The following is a 19340-nucleotide window of genomic DNA, read 5'->3' on the forward strand; positions in this document are numbered from 1 at the left end:
GAGAATCAAAATGGCAGAAATTACAGCTAAACTTGTTAAAGAGTTGCGTGAAAAATCTGGTGCTGGTGTTATGGACGCTAAAAAAGCACTTGTAGAAACTGACGGTGATATCGAAAAAGCAATCGAATTGCTTCGTGAAAAAGGTATGGCTAAGGCAGCTAAGAAAGCTGACCGTGTTGCTGCAGAAGGTTTGACTGGTGTATTTGTTAACGGTAACGTCGCAGCAGTAGTTGAAGTAAATGCTGAAACTGACTTCGTTGCGAAAAATGCTCAATTCGTTGAATTGGTAAATGCAACAGCTAAAGTAATCGCTGAAGGTAAACCAGCTAACAACGAAGAAGCACTTGCATTGACAATGCCTTCAGGTGAAACACTTGAAGCTGCATATGTATCTGCAACAGCGACTATCGGAGAAAAAATCTCATTCCGTCGTTTTGCTTTACTTGAAAAAACAGATGCACAACACTTCGGTGCTTACCAACACAACGGCGGACGTATCGGTGTTATCTCTGTAATCGAAGGTGGAGACGAAGCCCTTGCTAAACAAATCTCAATGCATATTGCTGCGATGAAACCAACGGTTCTTTCATACAAAGAATTGGATGAGCAATTTGTTAAAGATGAGTTGGCTCAATTGAACCACGTAATCGACCAAGATAACGAAAGCCGTGCAATGGTTAACAAACCAGCTCTTCCACACTTGAAGTATGGATCAAAAGCACAATTGACTGATGAAGTTATCGCTCAAGCTGAAGCTGACATTAAAGCAGAGTTGGCTGCAGAAGGTAAACCAGAAAAAATCTGGGATAAAATCATTCCAGGTAAAATGGATCGATTCATGCTTGACAACACTAAAGTTGACCAAGCATACACACTTCTTGCACAAGTCTACATCATGGATGACAGCAAGACAGTTGAAGCATACCTTGAATCAGTTAACGCTTCAGTAGTTGAGTTCGCTCGCTTTGAAGTTGGTGAAGGTATCGAAAAAGCTGCAAATGACTTTGAAGCTGAAGTTGCAGCTACAATGGCAGCAGCTTTGAATAACTAATAATAAAAAGAGGAAGCAGATTTGCTTCCTTTTTCATATAGAAAAAAATTTATAGAAAAATTAAAAAGCCCTTGTTAAAGGGCTTTGTGTATTTAGGAGACTATACTTCGAACTCATAGAGCGCTGTAGATAGGTAACGTTCTCCGTTATCTGGTGCAAGCGCAAGGACTTTTTTACCTGCCCCAAGTTTTTTAGCAACTTCGATTGCTGCATAGATAGCTGCGGCAGAAGAAATACCTACCAAGAAGCCTTCTTTCCCACCAATTTCGCGACCAAGTGCAAGAGCATTGTCTGATGTCACGCGAACGATACCATCATAAGCTTCTGTATCAAGTGTTTCTGGGATGAATCCTGCAGAGATACCTTGAATTTTGTGAGGTCCTGGTTTTTCACCTGATAAGATTGCTGACTCATCTGCCTCAACTGCAAAAACTTGAATGTTTGAGTTAGCAGTTTTAAGAGCATGAGAGACACCAGAAATAGTTCCTCCAGTACCAACACCAGCAACAAAGGCATCTAAACCATCAGCTCCGAAATCAGCTAGAATTTCAGCTCCTGTTGTTCTTTCGTGAACTTCTGGGTTAGCTTGGTTATTAAACTGTAATGGGAGGAAACCATCGCGTTCAGCAGCAATTTCTTGTGCTTTTGCAATCGCACCCTTCATTCCTTCACTACCGGGAGTGAGGACTAGTTCAGCACCATAAGCTTGGATAATTTTACGGCGTTCAACACTCATTGTTTCAGGCATAACGATGACAACTTTATAACCTTTAGCAGCACCAACCCATGAAAGACCGATACCAGTGTTCCCACTTGTTGCTTCTACAATAGTAGAGCCTGGTTTCAGTTTACCCTCTTGCTCTGCTTTTTCAATCATACTAAGAGCGATGCGGTCTTTAACGGATGAACCTGGGTTAAAGGCTTCTAGTTTTACGTAAACGTCTGCTGCACCTTCTGGTACAATGTTATTCAATTTAACAATCGGTGTTTTTCCGATAAGTTCTGTGATATTGTTATAAATAGCCATGTTAGCACCTCTTTATATAAGATGCTTCTAGTATAACACTATCTTAAACTTTTGTAAAATATAGAAATCCTATCGAAGTGATAGGATTTTTTTATAACAATCAGAAAAAATAGTCAGTGTAAACCTAAAAATTGAGAGAAGGTATTTAAAAGTGGTTTACACAAGGTTTACAGGGACTTCAACTTCTCGTAAGCCTTGATCTGTTAGGATAACTTTCCCATTAAAAAATTCTATAAGGGCAGCTTTGGTATCTTCTTTATCTTCTTTATCGACAAAGATAATTGTGTCAACTTGATCTGTAAAGTTGGTTTCGAGTTCCATAAGATTATGTTCTTTAAGAAAATTCCCATACTCTTGATATTGAGCATAGCTCATTTGAGTTTGAATTCCTGCTTGTTCCTTAATTTCAACGATTCCAATCTCTTTGACAGCTAAGGCAACACTACCTGCATAAGCGCGAATAAGACCTCCTGCTCCCAGTTTGATACCACCAAAATATCTGGTAACAACTACACAAACATTGGTCAAATTGTGATTTTCTAGAACTCCTAGCATAGGTACACCAGCAGTTCCACTTGGCTCCCCATCATCACTGGTTCGTTTGATTTCACTGCGCTCACCGATAATAAAAGCAGAGCAGTTGTGGGTAGCCTTATAGTGTTCTTTTTTGATAGCAGTGATAAAGGCACGAGCTTCTTCTTCACTATAGACACGTTTTGCATGACAAATAAATCGTGATTTTTTGATTTCTTCTTGGACTTGTCCGTCCTCTTTTATCGTTCTAAATTCCATATTTTTATTGTACTAAAAAATAGTCTAAAGTTCTAGATTTTACGAATAAAGAAGTATGAAAATAAATCCAAATTATCTTGGTCGACTTTTTACAGAACAAGAATTAAGCCCTGAAGAACGACAACTGGCGGAGAAGCTGCCAAGCATGAGAAAAGAGAAGGGGAAACTCTTCTGCCAACGATGTGATAGTATGATTCAAGATGAATGGTCTCTACCTATTAATGCTCATTACTGCCGAGAATGTTTGTTGATGAAGCGAGTTAGGAGTGATCAGGCCTTATATTATTTCCCTCAAGAAGATTTTCCTAAACAAGATGTTCTTAAATGGAAGGGACAATTGACTCCATTTCAAGAGAAAGTATCAGATGGCTTACTTCAAGCAATAGAGAACCAGCAACCGACTTTAGTTCATGCAGTGACTGGCGCTGGGAAGACAGAGATGATTTATAAAGTTGTTGCGAAAGTTATTAATGATGGTGGCGCAGTTTGTCTAGCAAGTCCACGGATAGATGTTTGTTTGGAGTTGTATAAGCGATTGCAGAATGACTTTGCTTGCGAAATAGCTTTACTGCATGGAGAGTCTATACCATATTCTCGAACCCCTCTGGTTGTTGCGACAACACATCAATTATTAAAGTTTTATCATGCTTTTGATTTGCTAATAGTAGATGAAGTAGATGCTTTTCCTTATGTTGACAACAAGATACTTTACAAAGCTGTAAAGAATTGTGTAAAGGAAAATGGACTCAGAATTTTTCTCACTGCAACTTCTACAGATGAGTTGGATAAGAAGGTTCGCTTAGGGGAGCTAAAACGACTAAGCCTGCCAAGGCGGTTCCATGGAAATCCTTTAATTATTCCCAAACCGGTTTGGCTATCTGATCTGGATAAATGTTTGGATAAGTTTCGCCTACCACCAAAGCTAAAAAGATATGTTGAAAACCAGAGAAGAACTGGCTACCCCTTACTAATATTTGCATCAGAAATTACAAAGGGAGAGAAGTTGAAAGAAATCTTACAAGAGACATTCCCAAATGAGAAAATTGGTTTCGTATCCTCAGTTACTGAAGATAGATTAGAGCAAGTTCAAGCTTTTAGGGATAGGGAATTGACCATATTGATAAGCACAACAATATTGGAGCGCGGAGTTACCTTCCCTTGTGTTGATGTCTGTGTCGTAGAAGCAAACCATCGTCTTTTTACAAAATCAAGCCTCATTCAAATTGGAGGACGTGTAGGTCGTAGCATGGATAGACCTACAGGAGATCTAATTTTCTTTCATAATGGATTAAATCGTTCGATTAAGAATGCTATAAAGGAAATTAAACTGATGAACAAGGAGGCAGGGCTATGATTTGTTTACTATGTGCCCAACATTTGAAGAAAAATCTAACCTTTGGAGAGCTTCTTTTTTTGAAAAAGGAGGAGAGCACACTTTGTTTAGCTTGTTACTCAAGTTTTGAAATGATTGAGGAAGAACATTGCCCAAATTGTTATAAAAAAGGAGTGTCAAGTTCGTGTCAAGATTGTCAACTTTGGTGTAAAGAAGGGATTGAAGTAAGCCATGAAGCGATTTTTAGTTATAATCAAGCCATGAAAGACTTCTTTAATCGTTACAAATTTGATGGCGATTATATTCTCCGAAAAGTTTTTGCTATGATTTTAAAAGAGAATTTAAAAAAATACAAGGATTATCATTTTGTTTTAATACCATTAAGCCCTGAGAGGTATGCAAAAAGAGGTTTTAATCAGGTTGTAGGCCTAATAGAAGCGGCAGGACTTTCCCATCTGGATGTATTAGGGAAAAGAGAAGAGAAAGCAAGTTCCTCAAAAACTCGTTCGGAGCGTTTGGCCACGGAACTTCCGTTTTTTATTAAAGAAGACAGTAGGATTCCAAAGAAGATTCTATTGATTGATGATATTTATACGACAGGAGCGACTGTTAACCGTGTCAAGAGTATGCTAGAGAATGCAGGAGCAAAAGATGTTAAAACATTTTCCCTCGTAAGATGAGGAAAAAGATTGCAAAAAGATTATGAAAGCGTTATAATAAATGTAGAAAAACAAATATGTTTAGAAAGAAGGTACTTATATGATTAAATATAGTATCCGTGGTGAAAACCTAGAAGTAACTGAAGCAATTCGTGATTATGTAGTTTCTAAACTCGAAAAGATCGAAAAATACTTCCAAGCAGATCAAGAATTAGATGCGCGTGTCAATTTGAAAGTGTATCGTGAAAAGACTGCTAAGGTAGAAGTAACAATTCCACTTGGGTCTATTACTCTTCGTGCAGAAGACGTTTCTCAAGATATGTATGGATCTATTGATTTGGTGACAGATAAGATTGAACGTCAAATCCGTAAAAATAAAACTAAAATTGAACGTAAGAACAGAAATAAAGTTTCTACTAGCCAACTATTTACAGATGCCTTGGTAGAAGAGACAGATGCTGCTCAACCAAAAGTTGTTCGTTCAAAACAAATTGATTTAAAACCAATGGACCTTGAAGAAGCACTTCTTCAGATGGACTTATTGGGGCATGATTTCTTCATTTATATCGATGTTGAAGATGAAACAACAAATGTCATTTATCGACGCGAAGATGGAGATATTGGTCTTCTTGAAGTGAAAGAATCATAATACTTAATATGCTTAGATTAAAAAGGTGGTTTACACTAGTGTAAACCACCTTTTGTGTTCATGAATACTACATTTGAGCACAAGTGCTATTCCTTCTTTAAAGGTCGCTTTTTCAGTGCAAATATGGTATAATATTGCGCAAGAGGTTTGTAATGAAAAAAAATGAAATGAATCCCTTTTTTATATTCTTATTTGTTGGGATTTCCTTTATAATCATGACTGTATTGGTTATTTTTCTTCAAAATAACCTAGTCACAATAGCATGCTTATTTTTCTTAATGGTGGCATTTCTTTTGCTATTTTATTTTCAGAAGAAATCTTATCAAAAAACAGAAATTGAACAAATCCAATACGTAAACCATCAGGCAGAAGATAGTTTAAGTTCACTCTTAGAACAGATGCCTGTTGGAGTTGTCAAGCTAAACATGGAAAGCAGTGAGATTGAGTGGTTCAATCCCTACGCAGAGTTAATGTTGACAACGGAAGATGGAGAAATTGACCTTCCTCAACTTCAAGAAATTATAAAAACATCCATATCTTCGCCTGGAATTTATGCAAATGTGGGGGAAAAACGTTATGCAGTGCATCTAGATAGAAATTCTGGCGTGCTCTACTTTTTTGACGTTTCTGGAGAGTACGAAGCCACAGTAGAATTGGTTACAAGTCGCCCTGTTATTGGTATTATTTCGGTAGATAATTATGATGATTTAGAGGACGAAACATCTGAATCAGACATCAGTCATATTAATAGTTTTGTCGCAAATTTTGTATCAGAATTTACTGGAAAATATCAGATGTTTTCTCGTAGAGTGACCATGGATCGTTTTTACTTATTTACCGACTATACGGTATTAGAGCAATTGATGCAGGATAAATTTTCTGTAATTGATACCTTCCGTGAAGAAGCTAAGCAGAGAGATTTAGCCTTAACCATGAGTATGGGCTTGTCATACGGTGATGGCGATCATGAGGGTATTGGTAAAGTTGCTTTATCAAATCTAAACCTTGCAGAAGTTCGAGGGGGAGACCAGGTCGTTGTAAAAGAAAATGATGAGACGAAAAATCCAATTTATTTTGGTGGTGGTTCTGCAGCTTCTATTAAGCGAACAAGAACACGTACAAGAGCAATGATGACGGCAATCTCTGAAAAGTTGAGAAGCGTTGACCATGTCTTCGTGGTTGGTCATAAAAACTTAGACATGGATGCTTTAGGCTCTGCTGTTGGTATGCAATTGTTCTCGAGTAACGTCTTGGATGATAGTTATGTGGTCTATGATGCAGAACAAATGTCTCCGGACATTCATCGTGCCATTCAATTTTTAGAGAATGAGGGAGTAACAAAACTCATCCCTCTAACTCAAGCTATGGGAATGGTCACTAATCGTTCCTTGCTAGTGATGGTGGACCACTCTAAGACAGCTTTAACCTTGTCAAAAGAGTTTTATGATTTGTTTACACAAACCATCATTATTGACCACCATAGACGAGATCAGGATTTCCCGGAAAATGCTGTTATCACCTATATCGAGAGTGGAGCAAGTAGTGCGAGCGAGCTTGTAACAGAGCTAATTCAATTCCAAAACTCTAAGAAAGCACGCTTAAGTCGTATCCAAGCTAGTGTTCTTATGGGCGGTATGATGCTGGATACTAAGAATTTCACCTCTCGTGTAACTAGCCGAACCTTTGACGTGGCAAGTTATCTAAGAACACGTGGTAGTGATAGTATTGTAATTCAAGAACTTGCGGCGACTGACTTTGAAGAGTATCGATTGGTTAATGAGCTAATCTTGCAAGGACAGGCCGTACAACCTTCTATTCTTGTAGCTCAGGCCAAGGATGGTAAGGAGTATGATATTGTAGTGATTAGTAAAGCAGCTGATACTATGTTAGCTATGTCAGGTATTGAAGCTAGCTTTGTCATTGCTAAAAACAGCCAAGGTGATATTTCCATTTCTGCACGAAGTCGAAGTAAGATCAATGTGCAACGGATTATGGAAGAGTTGGGAGGTGGAGGCCACTTCAACCTGGCAGCTGCCCGACTGACAGATATGACTCTGCAAGAAGCAGGTGATAAACTAAAAACCGTTATTTCTAATGAAATTAGAGAAAAGGAGACAGAAGAATGAAAGTAATCTTTTTAGCAGATGTAAAAGGCAAAGGAAAAAAAGGCGAAATCAAGGAAGTGCCAACAGGTTATGCGCAAAACTTTTTGATTAAGAAAAACCTTGCTAAAGAAGCGACTTCTCAAGCAATTGGTGAGTTGCGCGGGAAGCAAAAATCTGAAGAAAAAGCACATGCTCAACTTCTTGCAGAAGCACAAGAAATTAAGGCGAAACTTGAAGCAGAAGAAACAATTGTTGAGTTTGTTGAAAAAGTTGGTCCAGATGGAAGAACTTTTGGTTCAATTACTAGCAAGAAAATTGCGGAAGAGCTCCAAAAACAATTTGGAATTAAAATTGATAAACGTCATATTCAAGTTCAATCTCCAATTCGAGCAGTTGGCTTGATTGATGTTCCGGTAAAAATTTATCAGGATGTAACTAGTGTCATCAATCTTCGTGTAAAAGAAGGATAAGCTAGATTTGAGTATTGATTTTGTAAAAGGAAGGAAAGTCTGATGGCAGAAGTAGAGGAACTACGAGTTCAGCCCCAGGATATTTTGGCAGAACAATCTGTATTGGGAGCTATATTTATCGATGAGAGTAAACTCGTGTTTGTTCGAGAATATATTGACTCTCGAGACTTCTTTAAGTATGCTCACCGTTTGATTTTTCAGGCCATGGTTGATTTATCAGATCGAGGCGAAGCCATTGATGCAACGACTGTTCGTACGATATTAGATGATCAAGGTGATTTGCAAAATATTGGTGGCTTGTCCTACCTTGTTGAGATTATCAACTCTGTACCAACCTCTGCAAACGCTGAATACTATGCAAAAATTGTAGCAGAGAAAGCCACGCTTCGTCGTTTGATTGCTAAGTTGACAGAGTCTGTAAACCAAGCTTACGAAGCCTCTAGTCCAGCAGATGAAATCATTGCTAGAGCAGAAAAAGGTTTGATCGATGTCAGTGAGAATGCAAATCGTAGTGGTTTTAGAAACATTCGTGACATTTTAAATCTTAATTTTGGGAATCTGGAAGTTCGATCACAACAAACGTCGGATATTACGGGGATTGCTACTGGTTATCAAGATTTGGATCATATGACAACTGGTTTGCACGAGGAGGAGTTAATCATTCTTGCTGCTCGTCCTGCGGTTGGTAAGACTGCTTTTGCCTTGAATATTGCTCAAAATATCGGAACCAAGCTAGACAAGACCGTTGCAATTTTCTCGCTTGAGATGGGTGCTGAGAGTCTGGTTGACCGTATGTTAGCTGCCGAAGGGCTAGTGGAGTCTCACTCTATCCGTACAGGGCAATTGACTGAGGAAGAATGGCGCAAATATACGATTGCTCAAGGCAATCTTGCAAAAGCAAGCATCTATATTGACGATACCCCTGGAATTCGAATTACGGAGATTCGTTCACGCGCCAGAAAATTGTCTCAGGAAACAGGCAATCTTGGATTGATCTTGATTGACTACCTGCAACTAATCACAGGGACTGGTCGTGAAAACCGTCAGCAAGAGGTGTCAGAGATTTCACGTCAGTTGAAAATTCTAGCCAAGGAACTGAAGGTGCCTGTTATCGCGCTAAGTCAGCTATCACGTAGTGTTGAGCAACGTCAAGATAAAAGGCCAGTATTATCAGATATTCGTGAGTCTGGATCTATCGAGCAGGATGCGGATATCGTAGCCTTTCTCTATCGAGATGACTATTATGAACGTGGTGGCGAAGAAGAGGAAGGTCTTCCAAATAACAAAGTAGAAGTTATTATTGAGAAGAACCGTAGCGGTGCACGTGGAACGGTAGAATTGATTTTTCAAAAAGAGTATAACAAGTTTTCAAGTATTTCGAAGAGAGAGGAACAAAGATGACAGATGCATTTACAGATGTAGCCAAGATGAAAAAAATCAAAGAAGAAATCAAGGCGCATGAAGGACAAGTCGTGGAAATGACCTTGGAAAATGGTCGTAAACGCCAAAAGAATCGTTTGGGAAGACTTATTGAGGTTTATCCATCACTCTTTATCGTTGAATTTGGAGATGTAGAAGGAGACAAACAAGCCAACGTCTACGTTGAATCCTTCACGTATTCTGATATTTTAACGGAAAAGAATTTGATTCACTATTTGGATTAAGATTGAAAGTGGGAGTTTTCTCACTTTTTTCTTTTTCTTTCGAATGATATAAATGAGGTCAACCTCAAAAATTTATCTATTCGAAGGAGAATGAATGACATATAGTAAAAAGGGAGCTTTTCTTAAGAGAACGACAGTGGGGACAGCTTCCCTACTGTTAGCAGGTGCTTTTTTGTTTGGTGGAGGAGCTGTTCATGCCAATCAGGCAAACAATGGCTCACTGGCACGTGGAGATGATTATCCTTATTATTATAAAAATGGAAGTCAAGAAATCGATAAATGGCGTCTATACTCCAGACAGTGTACATCTTTCGCTGCCTTTCGTTTAAGTAGTGTTAATGGATTTGAACTACCAGCTGCTTATGGGCATGCGAAGGAATGGGGATACCGTGCTCAAAAAGAAGGATATCGTGTAGATCAGAGACCAGCGATTGGAGCTATTGCTTGGAGTACGAGGGGAACACATGGCCACGTAGCTTGGGTTTCTAACGTGATTGGAGACATGGTTGAAATTGAGGAGTACAATTACGATTATACAGAAACGTATTATCGTAGAATAGTAAAAGCAAGTTCTATGTCTGGTTTCATTCATTTTAAAGATGTAGGACAGGCTAGCACAGGAAATCATCAGTCAACTTTAGTATCTAGTGGAACCCATGTTTTTACAGAAAAAGCTGCTATTATGAACCAGCCATCACAAGCGGCTGGGATTATTGACTATTACTATCCTGGAGAAAGTGTTCATTACGATCAGACTCTTGAAAAAGATGGTTATAAATGGCTTTCTTATCTATCCCGAACTGGAAATCGCAGATATGTCCAGCTAGCTAAAATAGCAACTGCTAAGAACGGATGGGAAAAACAGGGGATAACATGGTACTACTATGAAAATGGGAAAGTCGCTCTTGGTTGGAAAAAGATAAACGGCAGTTGGTACTATTTCCAAACTAATGGTTCAATGAGAACAGGTTGGCTAAAAGACGGTTCCAAGTGGTACTACTTGAAATCATCTGGAGAAATGCAGACAGGTTGGTTGAAGGATAAAGGTATTTGGTATTATCTGGAAAGTTCTGGAGCTATGAAAACTAGTCAGTGGTTCCAGGTTTCAGGGAAACATTATTACGTGAACGCATCTGGAGAATTGGCAGTAGATACAACAATCGATGGTTTTCAAGTTGACAGCAATGGTGCGCGAGTAGAACAAGCGTCTCAATAAGCCTTGACCGATAATCTAACTCTTAGCAATGGTATTTTTCCCTGCTTTCCTTTATAATGGGTGTATGGACAAGAAAAAATTATTATTGATTGATGGATCTTCAGTTGCTTTTCGAGCATTTTTTGCACTTTACCAGCAACTGGATCGTTTTAAAAATGACAATGGACTACATACCAATGCAATCTACGGATTTCATCTGATGCTAAATCACCTACTGGAGCGTGTCCAACCGAGTCATATTTTGGTTGCTTTTGATGCGGGGAAAACGACTTTCCGTACAGAGATGTATGCAGACTACAAGGGGGGTCGTGCTAAAACTCCAGATGAGTTTCGTGAGCAATTCCCCTTCATTCGTGAGATGCTAGACCATCTTGGGATTCGCCACTATGAATTAGCCCAGTATGAGGCAGATGATATCATTGGAACTCTTGGTCGCTTGGCTGAAAAGGATTCTTTTGATGTAACAATCGTCAGCGGAGATAAAGACTTAATCCAGTTGACGGATGAGCATACAGTAGTTGAGATTTCTAAGAAAGGTGTCGCTGAGTTTGAGGCCTTTACACCAGAATATCTCATGGAAAAGATGGGAATTACCCCAGCTCAGTTTATTGATCTTAAGGCCCTTATGGGGGATAAGTCTGATAATATCCCTGGCGTCACCAAGATTGGTGAAAAGACTGGCATTAAGCTCTTGTTAGAACACGGATCGCTGGAAGGTATTTATGAAAATATCGATGGCATGAAGGCTTCAAAGATGAAGGAAAATCTTGTCAATGACAAGGAACAAGCCTTTCTGTCTAAAACACTAGCGACCATCGATACGAAAGCGCCAATCGAGATAGGTCTAGATGATTTGGTCTATAGTGGACCAAATGTGGAAAACCTTGGGAAATTCTACGATGAGATGGGCTTTAAACAGCTCAAACAAGCCTTGAATGCTTCTCAGGCGAATCAAGCTGAGACTTTGAATTTCACCGTGGTGGACAAGGTGAGCGAAGACATGCTGAGTGCCGACTCTATCTTCCACTTTGAACTTTTTGGTGAAAACTACCATACAGATAACTTGATTGGTTTTGCTTGGTCTTGTGGAGACAAGCTCTATGCTACAGATAGGCTGGAACTTCTGCAGGATCCGATTCTTAAGGATTTTCTAGAAAAAACGCCTCTGAAAGTATATGACTTTAAGAAAGCTAAAGTTCTCTTAAATCGCTTTGGTTTGGACTTGCAGGCTCCTGCTTTTGACAGTCGCTTGGCCAAATACCTTCTCTCTACTGTAGAGAATAATGAAATTTCAACCATTGCTAGTCTCTATGGTCAAACTTACCTAGTCGATGATGAAACCTTCTATGGTAAGGGTGTCAAGAAAGCTATCCCTGAGAGAGATACCTTCTTGGAACACTTGGCTCGCAAGGTTGCTGTGCTGGTTGAGACAGAGCTTGTATTGCTTGAAAAGTTAAGTGAAAATGGACAATTAGACCTCCTCTATGAGATGGAGCAGCCTCTGGCCTTTGTTCTTGCTAAGATGGAAATAGCTGGGATCAAGGTTAAAAAAGAAACTCTACTTGAGATGCAAGCTGAAAATGAGCTTGTCATTGAAAAGCTGACTCAAGAGATTTATGAACTAGCTGGTGAGGAATTTAATATCAACTCGCCTAAACAGTTGGGTGAACTACTTTTTGAAAAGCTAGGTCTCCCTATAGAATACACCAAGAAAACCAAGACAGGTTATTCAACAGCAGTGGATGTGTTAGAGCGCCTAGCTCCTATTGCCCCAATCGTCAAGAAAATTTTAGATTATCGTCAAATTGCTAAGATTCAATCGACTTATGTGATTGGTTTGCAGGATTGGATTTTAGCGGATGGCAAGATTCACACGCGCTATGTGCAGGATTTGACTCAGACAGGGCGTCTGTCTAGTGTGGATCCAAACTTGCAAAATATTCCTGTTCGCTTGGAACAAGGTCGCCTCATTCGTAAGGCTTTCGTGCCAGAGTGGGAGGATAGTGTCCTTCTCAGCTCTGACTACTCACAGATTGAATTGCGAGTTTTGGCGCATATCTCTAAAGATGAGCACTTAATCAAGGTTTTCCAAGAGGGAGCTGATATCCATACCTCGACAGCCATGCGTGTCTTTGGAATTGAGCGTCCCGAGGATGTGACTCCAAACGACCGTCGTAATGCCAAGGCTGTCAATTTTGGAGTGGTTTACGGAATTTCAGACTTTGGTTTATCCAATAACCTAGGTATCAGCCGTAAAGAGGCTAAGGCATACATCGACACTTACTTTGAACGCTTCCCTGGTATCAAAAATTACATGGATGAAGTGGTTCGTGAGGCGCGTGATAAGGGTTATGTGGAGACTCTCTTCAAACGTCGTCGTGAGTTACCAGATATCAATTCGCGTAACTTTAACGTTCGTGGTTTTGCGGAACGTACAGCAATCAACTCACCTATCCAAGGATCGGCTGCAGATATCCTCAAAATCGCTATGATTCAACTAGATAAAGCATTGGTAGAGGGTAGCTATCAGACTAAGATGCTGTTACAAGTACACGATGAAATAGTTCTTGAAGTGCCTAAGTCAGAATTAGCTGCCATAAAAAAACTCGTCAAACAAACCATGGAAGAAGCCATTCAACTCAGTGTGCCACTGATTGCTGATGAAAATGAAGGCGTGACTTGGTACGAAGCTAAGTAGAAATGGCCTATCAGACAAAAAAGAAATCCCCTTGAACATTATGGCTCAAAGGGATTTTTTTTCAGGAAAAGACAAAAGTGAAACTATCTAGCTAATAGTAGGATTTATTTGATTTGTTTCTTTTGTTCTTTTTTGGCAAGTACTGGTAGAATAACACCTAAACCAATCAGAATAATTGGGGTCAAGATGTTTGTAAGAAGAGAGAAGTGCCAAGCAGTTGGATTCTCAGCATAGCTAATTTTTGGAACCATACCTAGGATACAAGCAAAGGCAGTGAAGAGGAAGCACCAAGTACCGATTACAAAGCCAAGCTTAGGATTGTTCACAAACTTGTATTCGGCATTTTTGTATGTTTTCCAAGCGCGATTAAGCATCATGTAGGCAAGGAATACCCAGAGATAACGCATTGGCATTACGATAGAATTGAGGTTGGTCATCCATTTTACAAGTCCATCAATTTCTTGGATACCAAAAATTGGAAGGATGATGATAAGGCTAACGAGGACACCTGTAAGGAGGTAACCGTTAATGAGGACACCTTTTTCAGTACGTTTACGAAGCCAGCTTGGGATGTAGTTTTCGTCAGCATTATTGAGTAGGATTTGTAATGGTGCGTCAATAGAAAAGGCAAGCGCAGCAATTTGTCCGACCATATTTGTAAGAGCGTAAATCACAACGAAAAGATTTCCAACTCCCCAAGAATTTCCTAACATTTGGAAGGCTTGATAAGCACCATTACGCATGAGGTCTTCAGGGATGTTATTACCATCAAATAGCATTCCCATGGCAACTGAACCAAGGATAGCAGAGAGTCCTACCATGATGGCCATGACAATCATACCTTTTGGAAATTCTTTTGCAGGATTGCGAGTTTGATTCACATAAGGGGAAATTTTTTCACAACCACCAACGGCAAAGACCAGTAGTGAGATGGTTGTAAAATAAGAAAAATCAAAGTTTGGAATGTAGGTACTCAGTTGATCCATATGTGGTGTCGCAAACTGGATGTCTGGCTTAATGAAAGGCAGACCGACAGCCAAAAGCACAAAGAGTAAAGACATAATCAACATGGCACTTCCTGCCAAGCTACCGATGACTTTCAGTGTTGTCAATCCTTTTGTAGAAAGATAGAGGAAAAGTCCAAAGATTAGCAAGCAGAGAATAACAATCCAGTGGATATCGATTTGTTTTAGAAATTGTCCGTTACCCTGCAAGGCCCATCCAAGCGGAATCAGGATTCCTTGAGGTTTTTGTGCGAGATAAGGGATGTGCACAACCCAGTAGGTCCAAGCGGCAAAGTAGGCGAGGCGTTTGGTTGATGTTTTTTCAACCCAGTCGCTAACACCGCTTCCGCTTTCCTTGAAGGTAGAACCTAGTTGTCCGACGATGAGTGAATATGGGATAAAGTAGAGTGCGAGGATTAAAACCCAAGATACGACTACTGAAATTCCCTGTTGAGAATAGTTGTTGACGACGTTTCCTAGCCCCCAAACCATGTTGAAAGCAATTAGAGAAACCATCAGCCAATTAAGTTGGTGTTGATCTTTTTTCATAATGTCTCCTTTTCTGATAATTTCAGTATATCATGATTTTTTGAAAGCGCCTAACAAAATTTGAAATTTACTATAAAAAAGTAAAAGCTAGCTAACAGATAGGGAATAGGGCTTGTTGGTTTAGAAAAGGATTATCCACAAACTGTGGATAACTTGACACCATCCTATCAAAAATATTTTTATAGTTATCGTTTGTAAAGGGGACAAGAAATTTAGGAATTATAAGAGAGGAGGATCTGGTATAAAGCCTAATTAGACAAGGATTCTAACAGCATTTCTATTGCAGATCATAGATACTTAGGTTGGAAAGATATTTTGGAAAAACTTGAAAATTTTTTCCAAAGAACAGTTGGAGAGTTTTTCACAGTTTGTGGATAACTTTATATGGATAAGAAAACCCCTTTGTGCATGACAAAGGGATTTGATCTATTAGTGCTTCGGTAACCAGCTGAGGGTAAAGTCAAGAGTCTTAGCATTGAGCAGTTCCTGATGGCTGATACTTTGTTTTTCTTTTCCGTCCAGTTGACAGTCTTGGACAAAGTGGAAGTGTTCATAATTTTGTTGAGTATGAACATCCAACCACTGATTTGTTTCTGCCAGATAGACACGAAGGTGGTCAAAGAGTGGAATTCCAAGATCATAGCTTGCTTTTCCTGGGCAGGTTGGGTAAAGTCCGAGAGCAGACCATACATACCAAGCTGAAAGACTACCATTATCCTCATCGCCCGGATAAGCATCCCAGCTAGCTCGGAAGGCTTTTTGACGGAGGGTCTTGATTAAGAGACTGGTATATTGGGGATAACTACTGTAGCGGAAAAGATAAGGGATGTGGAAGCTTGGTTGGTTTGAAATGGCTAGTTGACCAAATGGCGCTGTTGCCATCTCGCTCATCTCATGAATTTCATATCCATAGCCCGTCGTTTCAAAAAGTGGGAGACTTTGACAAGCTTTCAAAAGATAGTTGCTAAAGGCTTCTTTTCCACCCATTAGTTGGCTAAGTCCAGAAATGTCATGTAAGACACCCAGACTGGCTTGAATAGCTGAGCACTCAGCGTAGTCACGACCCCAACTATAGGGAGAAAAGTCAGGACGGAAGTTGCCATCTACATCACGCGCCCTCATGTAACCCGTCTCAGAGTCAAATAGATTCTGATAGTTTTTAGAATATTGAGCATAGGTTTGAGCCAGCTTTTCTTGACCTAATTTTTCTGCACAAGTAGAGATACAAAAATCGCTGTAAGCATAATCTAGCGTATGACTGACACTTTCGTGGTAGTCTGTGGATAAATAGCCCAGTTCTTGGTATTGGCTTAGACCGTGCCGCCCGTTGATAGCTTTTGGATCTGCCTTGGTCGCAGTTTCAATCATGGCTTTGAGAAATTCTTCTTCAAACTCAGGTGTCATATCTTTGCAAGCACTATCTGCAAGAAGGCCATCAATCAAAGTCCCAGGCATCATTCCTCTTTCGTCAGGAGCCAGCCACTTAGGGAGATACCCGGTATCTCTATAGCTATTGAGGAAGCCTTCAAGAAACTGACGATAGTGCTCTGGAATAATCAAGGCAAAGAGTGGGAATGAAGTGCGGAAGGTATCCCAAAAACCATTGTTGGTATAGAGTAGACCAGACTTGATCGTTCCTGAAGCAAGGTCTATATGAATAGTCTCGCCTTGCTCATTTACCTCATAGAAGGTTTGTGGGAAAAGCAAGAGTCTATAAAGACAGTGATCAAAAAATGTTCGGTCTACAGAGCCAGTTTCCACGACATCAAAACGGCCTAGAAGGTCTTCCCAACTTGCTTTAGCCTCTGACTTCGTTTCTTCAAAGTCTTTTCTAGGCAGATTAAAGAGGGCCTGTTCTTTAGAAATAAAAGAAGTAGCTAGTTGAACTAGAGCTTCTGCTCCAGCCAAGTCAATACGCCAGTCTTGCCCCACTTGATTGATAGATAGAATATCCGTAGAGAATGCGAGAGCAGTAAACATGACGAGGGGACTTTTGTTGGTTTCGGTTAATCCGCTTTGACCAAGGCTGACAGTACGCTCATTTACTTGCTCTAATGATAAATCATCAGTTGCATGCAGATAGAGTGAGAGCTTCTTGCCTTGTATCTGTCTTAGTTGAATAGAAGCCCCATAGCAAGTAGGTGTGAGTTGGGTTTCAATCTGATAACGCTCAGAAAAAATTCTGAGATAATGGGGATTGAAAATAGCACGATCAAGGTTATAAGAAGACTGACGATGGAAGAGGGTGTCGCCACTGATTTCTCCTGTAACAGGCGTCAGTAGTAACCAAGAATAATCGCCAATCCAAGGACTAGGCTGGTGGGTTAGTCGAACACCCTGAAATATGGGAAGATGGGGATCAAAAAACCAAGACCCTTCCTGGTCACTAGTTTGCGGAACAAAGTAATTCATCCCAAAAGGCACTCCAGCGTAAGGTAGGGTATTTCCTCGAGAAAAGGCATGCTTGCTCGCGGTGCCAAAGCGGGTATCAATGGTTTCAAGTATCGGTTCCATAGCGATTTCCTTCTGTAGTTTTCTACATTATATCAGAAAAAGGATACTTTTAGAAAATGACTTCTAAATATAACAATTTTGTAGAATAATGACTAACATTTGTGTATATATTTTCTGGACTAAAAGCTATATACTGAAAATGAAAATTTGTTTGAAAGAGGTAAAATAGTTTATGGTTTATTCTAAAGAAATCGTCAGAGAGTGGCTAGATGAGGTAGCGGAGAGTGCCAAGGAACATCCTGAATGGGTCGATGTTTTTGAGCGTTGCTATACAGACACTTTAGACAATACAGTTGAAATCTTAGAAGATGGCTCGACCTTTGTACTAACTGGGGATATCCCAGCTATGTGGCTTCGGGATTCAACTGCTCAGCTTAGACCATACCTTCATGTGGCAAAAAGAGACCCTCGTTTGCGCCAGACCATTGCTGGTTTGGTTAAACGCCAGATGACTTTGATTCTCAAGGATCCCTATGCCAACTCTTTCAATATTGAGGAGAACTGGAAGGGCCATCACGAGACAGACCATACAGACCTCAATGGCTGGATTTGGGAACGCAAGTATGAAGTAGATTCGCTTTGCTATCCCTTGCAATTGGCTTACCTTCTTTGGAAGGAAACTGGTGAGACTAGCCAGTTTGATGAGACTTTTGTTACAGCGACCAAGGAGATTCTTCATCTTTGGACGGTGGAGCAAGATCACAAGAACTCACCATACCGTTTCGTCCGTGATACCGATCGTAAGGAAGACACTTTGGTTAATGATGGTTTTGGACCTGATTTTGCCGTGACAGGGATGACCTGGTCAGCCTTCCGTCCAAGCGATGACTGCTGTCAGTATAGCTACTTGATTCCATCCAATATGTTTGCAGTCGTTGTCTTAGGTTATGTCCAAGAAATCTTTGCTACATTGAGTCTAGCTGATAGTGAAAGCATCATTGCTGACGCTAAACGTCTGCAAGCTGAAATCCAAGAAGGGATCGAAAATTACGCCTACACGACTAACAGCAAGGGCGAGAAGATCTATGCCTTTGAAGTAGACGGTTTAGGAAATGCTAGCATCATGGACGACCCTAACGTACCAAGTTTGTTAGCTGCTCCATATCTTGGTTATTGTGATGTCAATGACGAAGTGTATCAAGCAACTCGTCGCACCATTCTCAGCCCTGAAAATCCATACTTCTACCAAGGAGAATACGCTAGCGGTCTCGGAAGCTCTCATACCTTCTATCGTTATATCTGGCCGATTGCCCTATCAATTCAAGGCTTAACAGCTACAGATAAAGCTGAGAAAAAATACTTGCTAGACCAACTAGTTGCCTGCGATGGCGGAACAGGTGTTATGCATGAAAGCTTCCACGTAGATGATCCGACTCTCTACTCTCGTGAATGGTTCTCATGGGCCAACATGATGTTCTGCGAATTGGTCTTGGATTACCTAGATATTCGCTAATACTCTTCGAAAATCAAATTCAAACCACGTCAGCTTCACCTTGCCGTATATATGTTACTGACTTCGTCAGTTCTATCTACAACCTCAAAGCAGTGCTTTGAGCAACCTGCGGCTAGCTTCCTAGTTTGCTCTTTGATTTTCATTGAGTATAAGGAG

The 19340-nt window shown here is 40.1% G+C and carries 15 protein-coding genes; 11 read left to right on the forward strand and 4 right to left on the reverse strand.

From position 1 onward, the window contains the following. Positions 1 to 10 precede the first annotated feature (10 nt). Complete coding sequence (tsf, locus tag KBU52_RS07995; RefSeq protein ID WP_254724790.1) at positions 11 to 1051, forward strand: translation elongation factor Ts; 1041 nt, start codon at positions 11 to 13, stop codon at positions 1049 to 1051. A gap of 100 nt (positions 1052 to 1151) precedes the next feature. Here tsf and cysK read toward each other — a convergent pair whose 3' ends face one another. Beyond that, positions 1152 to 2078 (reverse strand): cysteine synthase A, encoded by a 927-nt coding sequence (cysK, locus tag KBU52_RS08000; RefSeq protein WP_006149073.1) that lies wholly within the window; start codon positions 2076 to 2078, stop codon positions 1152 to 1154. Between the two features lie 156 nt (positions 2079 to 2234). Next, entirely contained in the window at positions 2235 to 2870 is a 636-nt protein-coding gene (locus KBU52_RS08005) for a YigZ family protein (protein ID WP_254724789.1), read from the reverse strand. A 55-nt stretch (positions 2871 to 2925) separates the two neighbouring features. Between KBU52_RS08005 and KBU52_RS08010 the strand changes: the two genes are divergently transcribed. The 9 genes from KBU52_RS08010 to polA all read left to right on the forward strand — a co-directional run bounded on the left by KBU52_RS08010 (position 2926) and on the right by polA (position 13664). Next, positions 2926 to 4224, forward strand: a complete 1299-nt coding sequence (locus KBU52_RS08010) for a DEAD/DEAH box helicase (RefSeq protein WP_254724788.1) — start codon at positions 2926 to 2928, stop codon at positions 4222 to 4224. Then, entirely contained in the window at positions 4221 to 4883 is a 663-nt protein-coding gene (locus KBU52_RS08015) for a ComF family protein (protein ID WP_254724787.1), read from the forward strand. The genes KBU52_RS08010 and KBU52_RS08015 overlap by 4 nt, the downstream gene beginning before the upstream one ends. Before the next feature lie 79 nt (positions 4884 to 4962). Beyond that, on the forward strand, positions 4963 to 5511 hold the full coding sequence (raiA, locus tag KBU52_RS08020) for a ribosome-associated translation inhibitor RaiA (protein ID WP_006153348.1): 549 nt from the start codon (positions 4963 to 4965) through the stop codon (positions 5509 to 5511). 152 nt (positions 5512 to 5663) lie between these two features. After that, positions 5664 to 7637, forward strand: coding sequence for a DHH family phosphoesterase (locus KBU52_RS08025; RefSeq protein WP_254724786.1), 1974 nt, complete (start codon positions 5664 to 5666; stop codon positions 7635 to 7637). Beyond that, complete coding sequence (gene rplI / locus KBU52_RS08030; RefSeq protein ID WP_004250991.1) at positions 7634 to 8086, forward strand: 50S ribosomal protein L9; 453 nt, start codon at positions 7634 to 7636, stop codon at positions 8084 to 8086. The genes KBU52_RS08025 and rplI overlap by 4 nt, the downstream gene beginning before the upstream one ends. Before the next feature lie 42 nt (positions 8087 to 8128). After that, positions 8129 to 9487: a replicative DNA helicase gene (gene dnaB / locus KBU52_RS08035; protein ID WP_006153396.1), complete on the forward strand. Its 1359-nt coding sequence runs from the start codon at positions 8129 to 8131 to the stop codon at positions 9485 to 9487. Then, positions 9484 to 9750 carry a Veg family protein gene (locus KBU52_RS08040; RefSeq protein WP_004250994.1) on the forward strand — a complete coding sequence of 89 codons (267 nt, stop codon included), beginning with the start codon at positions 9484 to 9486 and terminating at the stop codon, positions 9748 to 9750. The genes dnaB and KBU52_RS08040 overlap by 4 nt, the downstream gene beginning before the upstream one ends. A 94-nt stretch (positions 9751 to 9844) precedes the next feature. Next, entirely contained in the window at positions 9845 to 10966 is a 1122-nt protein-coding gene (locus KBU52_RS08045) for an SH3 domain-containing protein (protein ID WP_254724785.1), read from the forward strand. A gap of 64 nt (positions 10967 to 11030) precedes the next feature. Beyond that, entirely contained in the window at positions 11031 to 13664 is a 2634-nt protein-coding gene (polA, locus tag KBU52_RS08050) for a DNA polymerase I (protein ID WP_254724784.1), read from the forward strand. 104 nt (positions 13665 to 13768) lie between these two features. On the opposite strand, the gene KBU52_RS08055 is transcribed toward polA, so the two are convergent. Next, on the reverse strand, positions 13769 to 15217 hold the full coding sequence (locus tag KBU52_RS08055) for an APC family permease (protein WP_254724783.1): 1449 nt from the start codon (positions 15215 to 15217) through the stop codon (positions 13769 to 13771). A gap of 429 nt (positions 15218 to 15646) precedes the next feature. Next, on the reverse strand, positions 15647 to 17731 hold the full coding sequence (locus tag KBU52_RS08060; RefSeq protein ID WP_254724782.1) for a GH92 family glycosyl hydrolase: 2085 nt from the start codon (positions 17729 to 17731) through the stop codon (positions 15647 to 15649). Between the two features lie 172 nt (positions 17732 to 17903). On the opposite strand from KBU52_RS08060, the gene KBU52_RS08065 reads away from it, so the two are divergent. Further along, the gene (locus KBU52_RS08065; protein ID WP_004251001.1) at positions 17904 to 19184 is read left to right on the forward strand and encodes a glycoside hydrolase family 125 protein; all 1281 of its coding nucleotides are present in this window, start codon (positions 17904 to 17906) and stop codon (positions 19182 to 19184) included. Positions 19185 to 19340 lie beyond the last annotated feature (156 nt).

It is taken from the genome of Streptococcus sp. 9.1(2021) (assembly GCF_030466425.1).
In the GTDB taxonomy this organism is placed as follows: Bacteria; Bacillota; Bacilli; order Lactobacillales; family Streptococcaceae; genus Streptococcus; species Streptococcus wuxiensis.

Coding starts and splice junctions, on each gene's coding strand:
- KBU52_RS08060 (WP_254724782.1), bottom strand. CDS start 17,731: ATGGAACCGATACTTGAAACCATTGATACCCGCTTTGGCACCGCGAGC.
- KBU52_RS08015 (WP_254724787.1), top strand. CDS start 4,221: ATGATTTGTTTACTATGTGCCCAACATTTGAAGAAAAATCTAACCTTT.
- KBU52_RS08045 (WP_254724785.1), top strand. CDS start 9,845: ATGACATATAGTAAAAAGGGAGCTTTTCTTAAGAGAACGACAGTGGGG.
- KBU52_RS08040 (WP_004250994.1), top strand. CDS start 9,484: ATGACAGATGCATTTACAGATGTAGCCAAGATGAAAAAAATCAAAGAA.
- KBU52_RS08055 (WP_254724783.1), bottom strand. CDS start 15,217: ATGAAAAAAGATCAACACCAACTTAATTGGCTGATGGTTTCTCTAATT.
- KBU52_RS08065 (WP_004251001.1), top strand. CDS start 17,904: ATGGTTTATTCTAAAGAAATCGTCAGAGAGTGGCTAGATGAGGTAGCG.
- KBU52_RS08025 (WP_254724786.1), top strand. CDS start 5,664: ATGAAAAAAAATGAAATGAATCCCTTTTTTATATTCTTATTTGTTGGG.
- rplI (WP_004250991.1), top strand. CDS start 7,634: ATGAAAGTAATCTTTTTAGCAGATGTAAAAGGCAAAGGAAAAAAAGGC.
- KBU52_RS08010 (WP_254724788.1), top strand. CDS start 2,926: ATGAAAATAAATCCAAATTATCTTGGTCGACTTTTTACAGAACAAGAA.
- cysK (WP_006149073.1), bottom strand. CDS start 2,078: ATGGCTATTTATAACAATATCACAGAACTTATCGGAAAAACACCGATT.
- KBU52_RS08005 (WP_254724789.1), bottom strand. CDS start 2,870: ATGGAATTTAGAACGATAAAAGAGGACGGACAAGTCCAAGAAGAAATC.
- tsf (WP_254724790.1), top strand. CDS start 11: ATGGCAGAAATTACAGCTAAACTTGTTAAAGAGTTGCGTGAAAAATCT.
- polA (WP_254724784.1), top strand. CDS start 11,031: ATGGACAAGAAAAAATTATTATTGATTGATGGATCTTCAGTTGCTTTT.
- raiA (WP_006153348.1), top strand. CDS start 4,963: ATGATTAAATATAGTATCCGTGGTGAAAACCTAGAAGTAACTGAAGCA.
- dnaB (WP_006153396.1), top strand. CDS start 8,129: ATGGCAGAAGTAGAGGAACTACGAGTTCAGCCCCAGGATATTTTGGCA.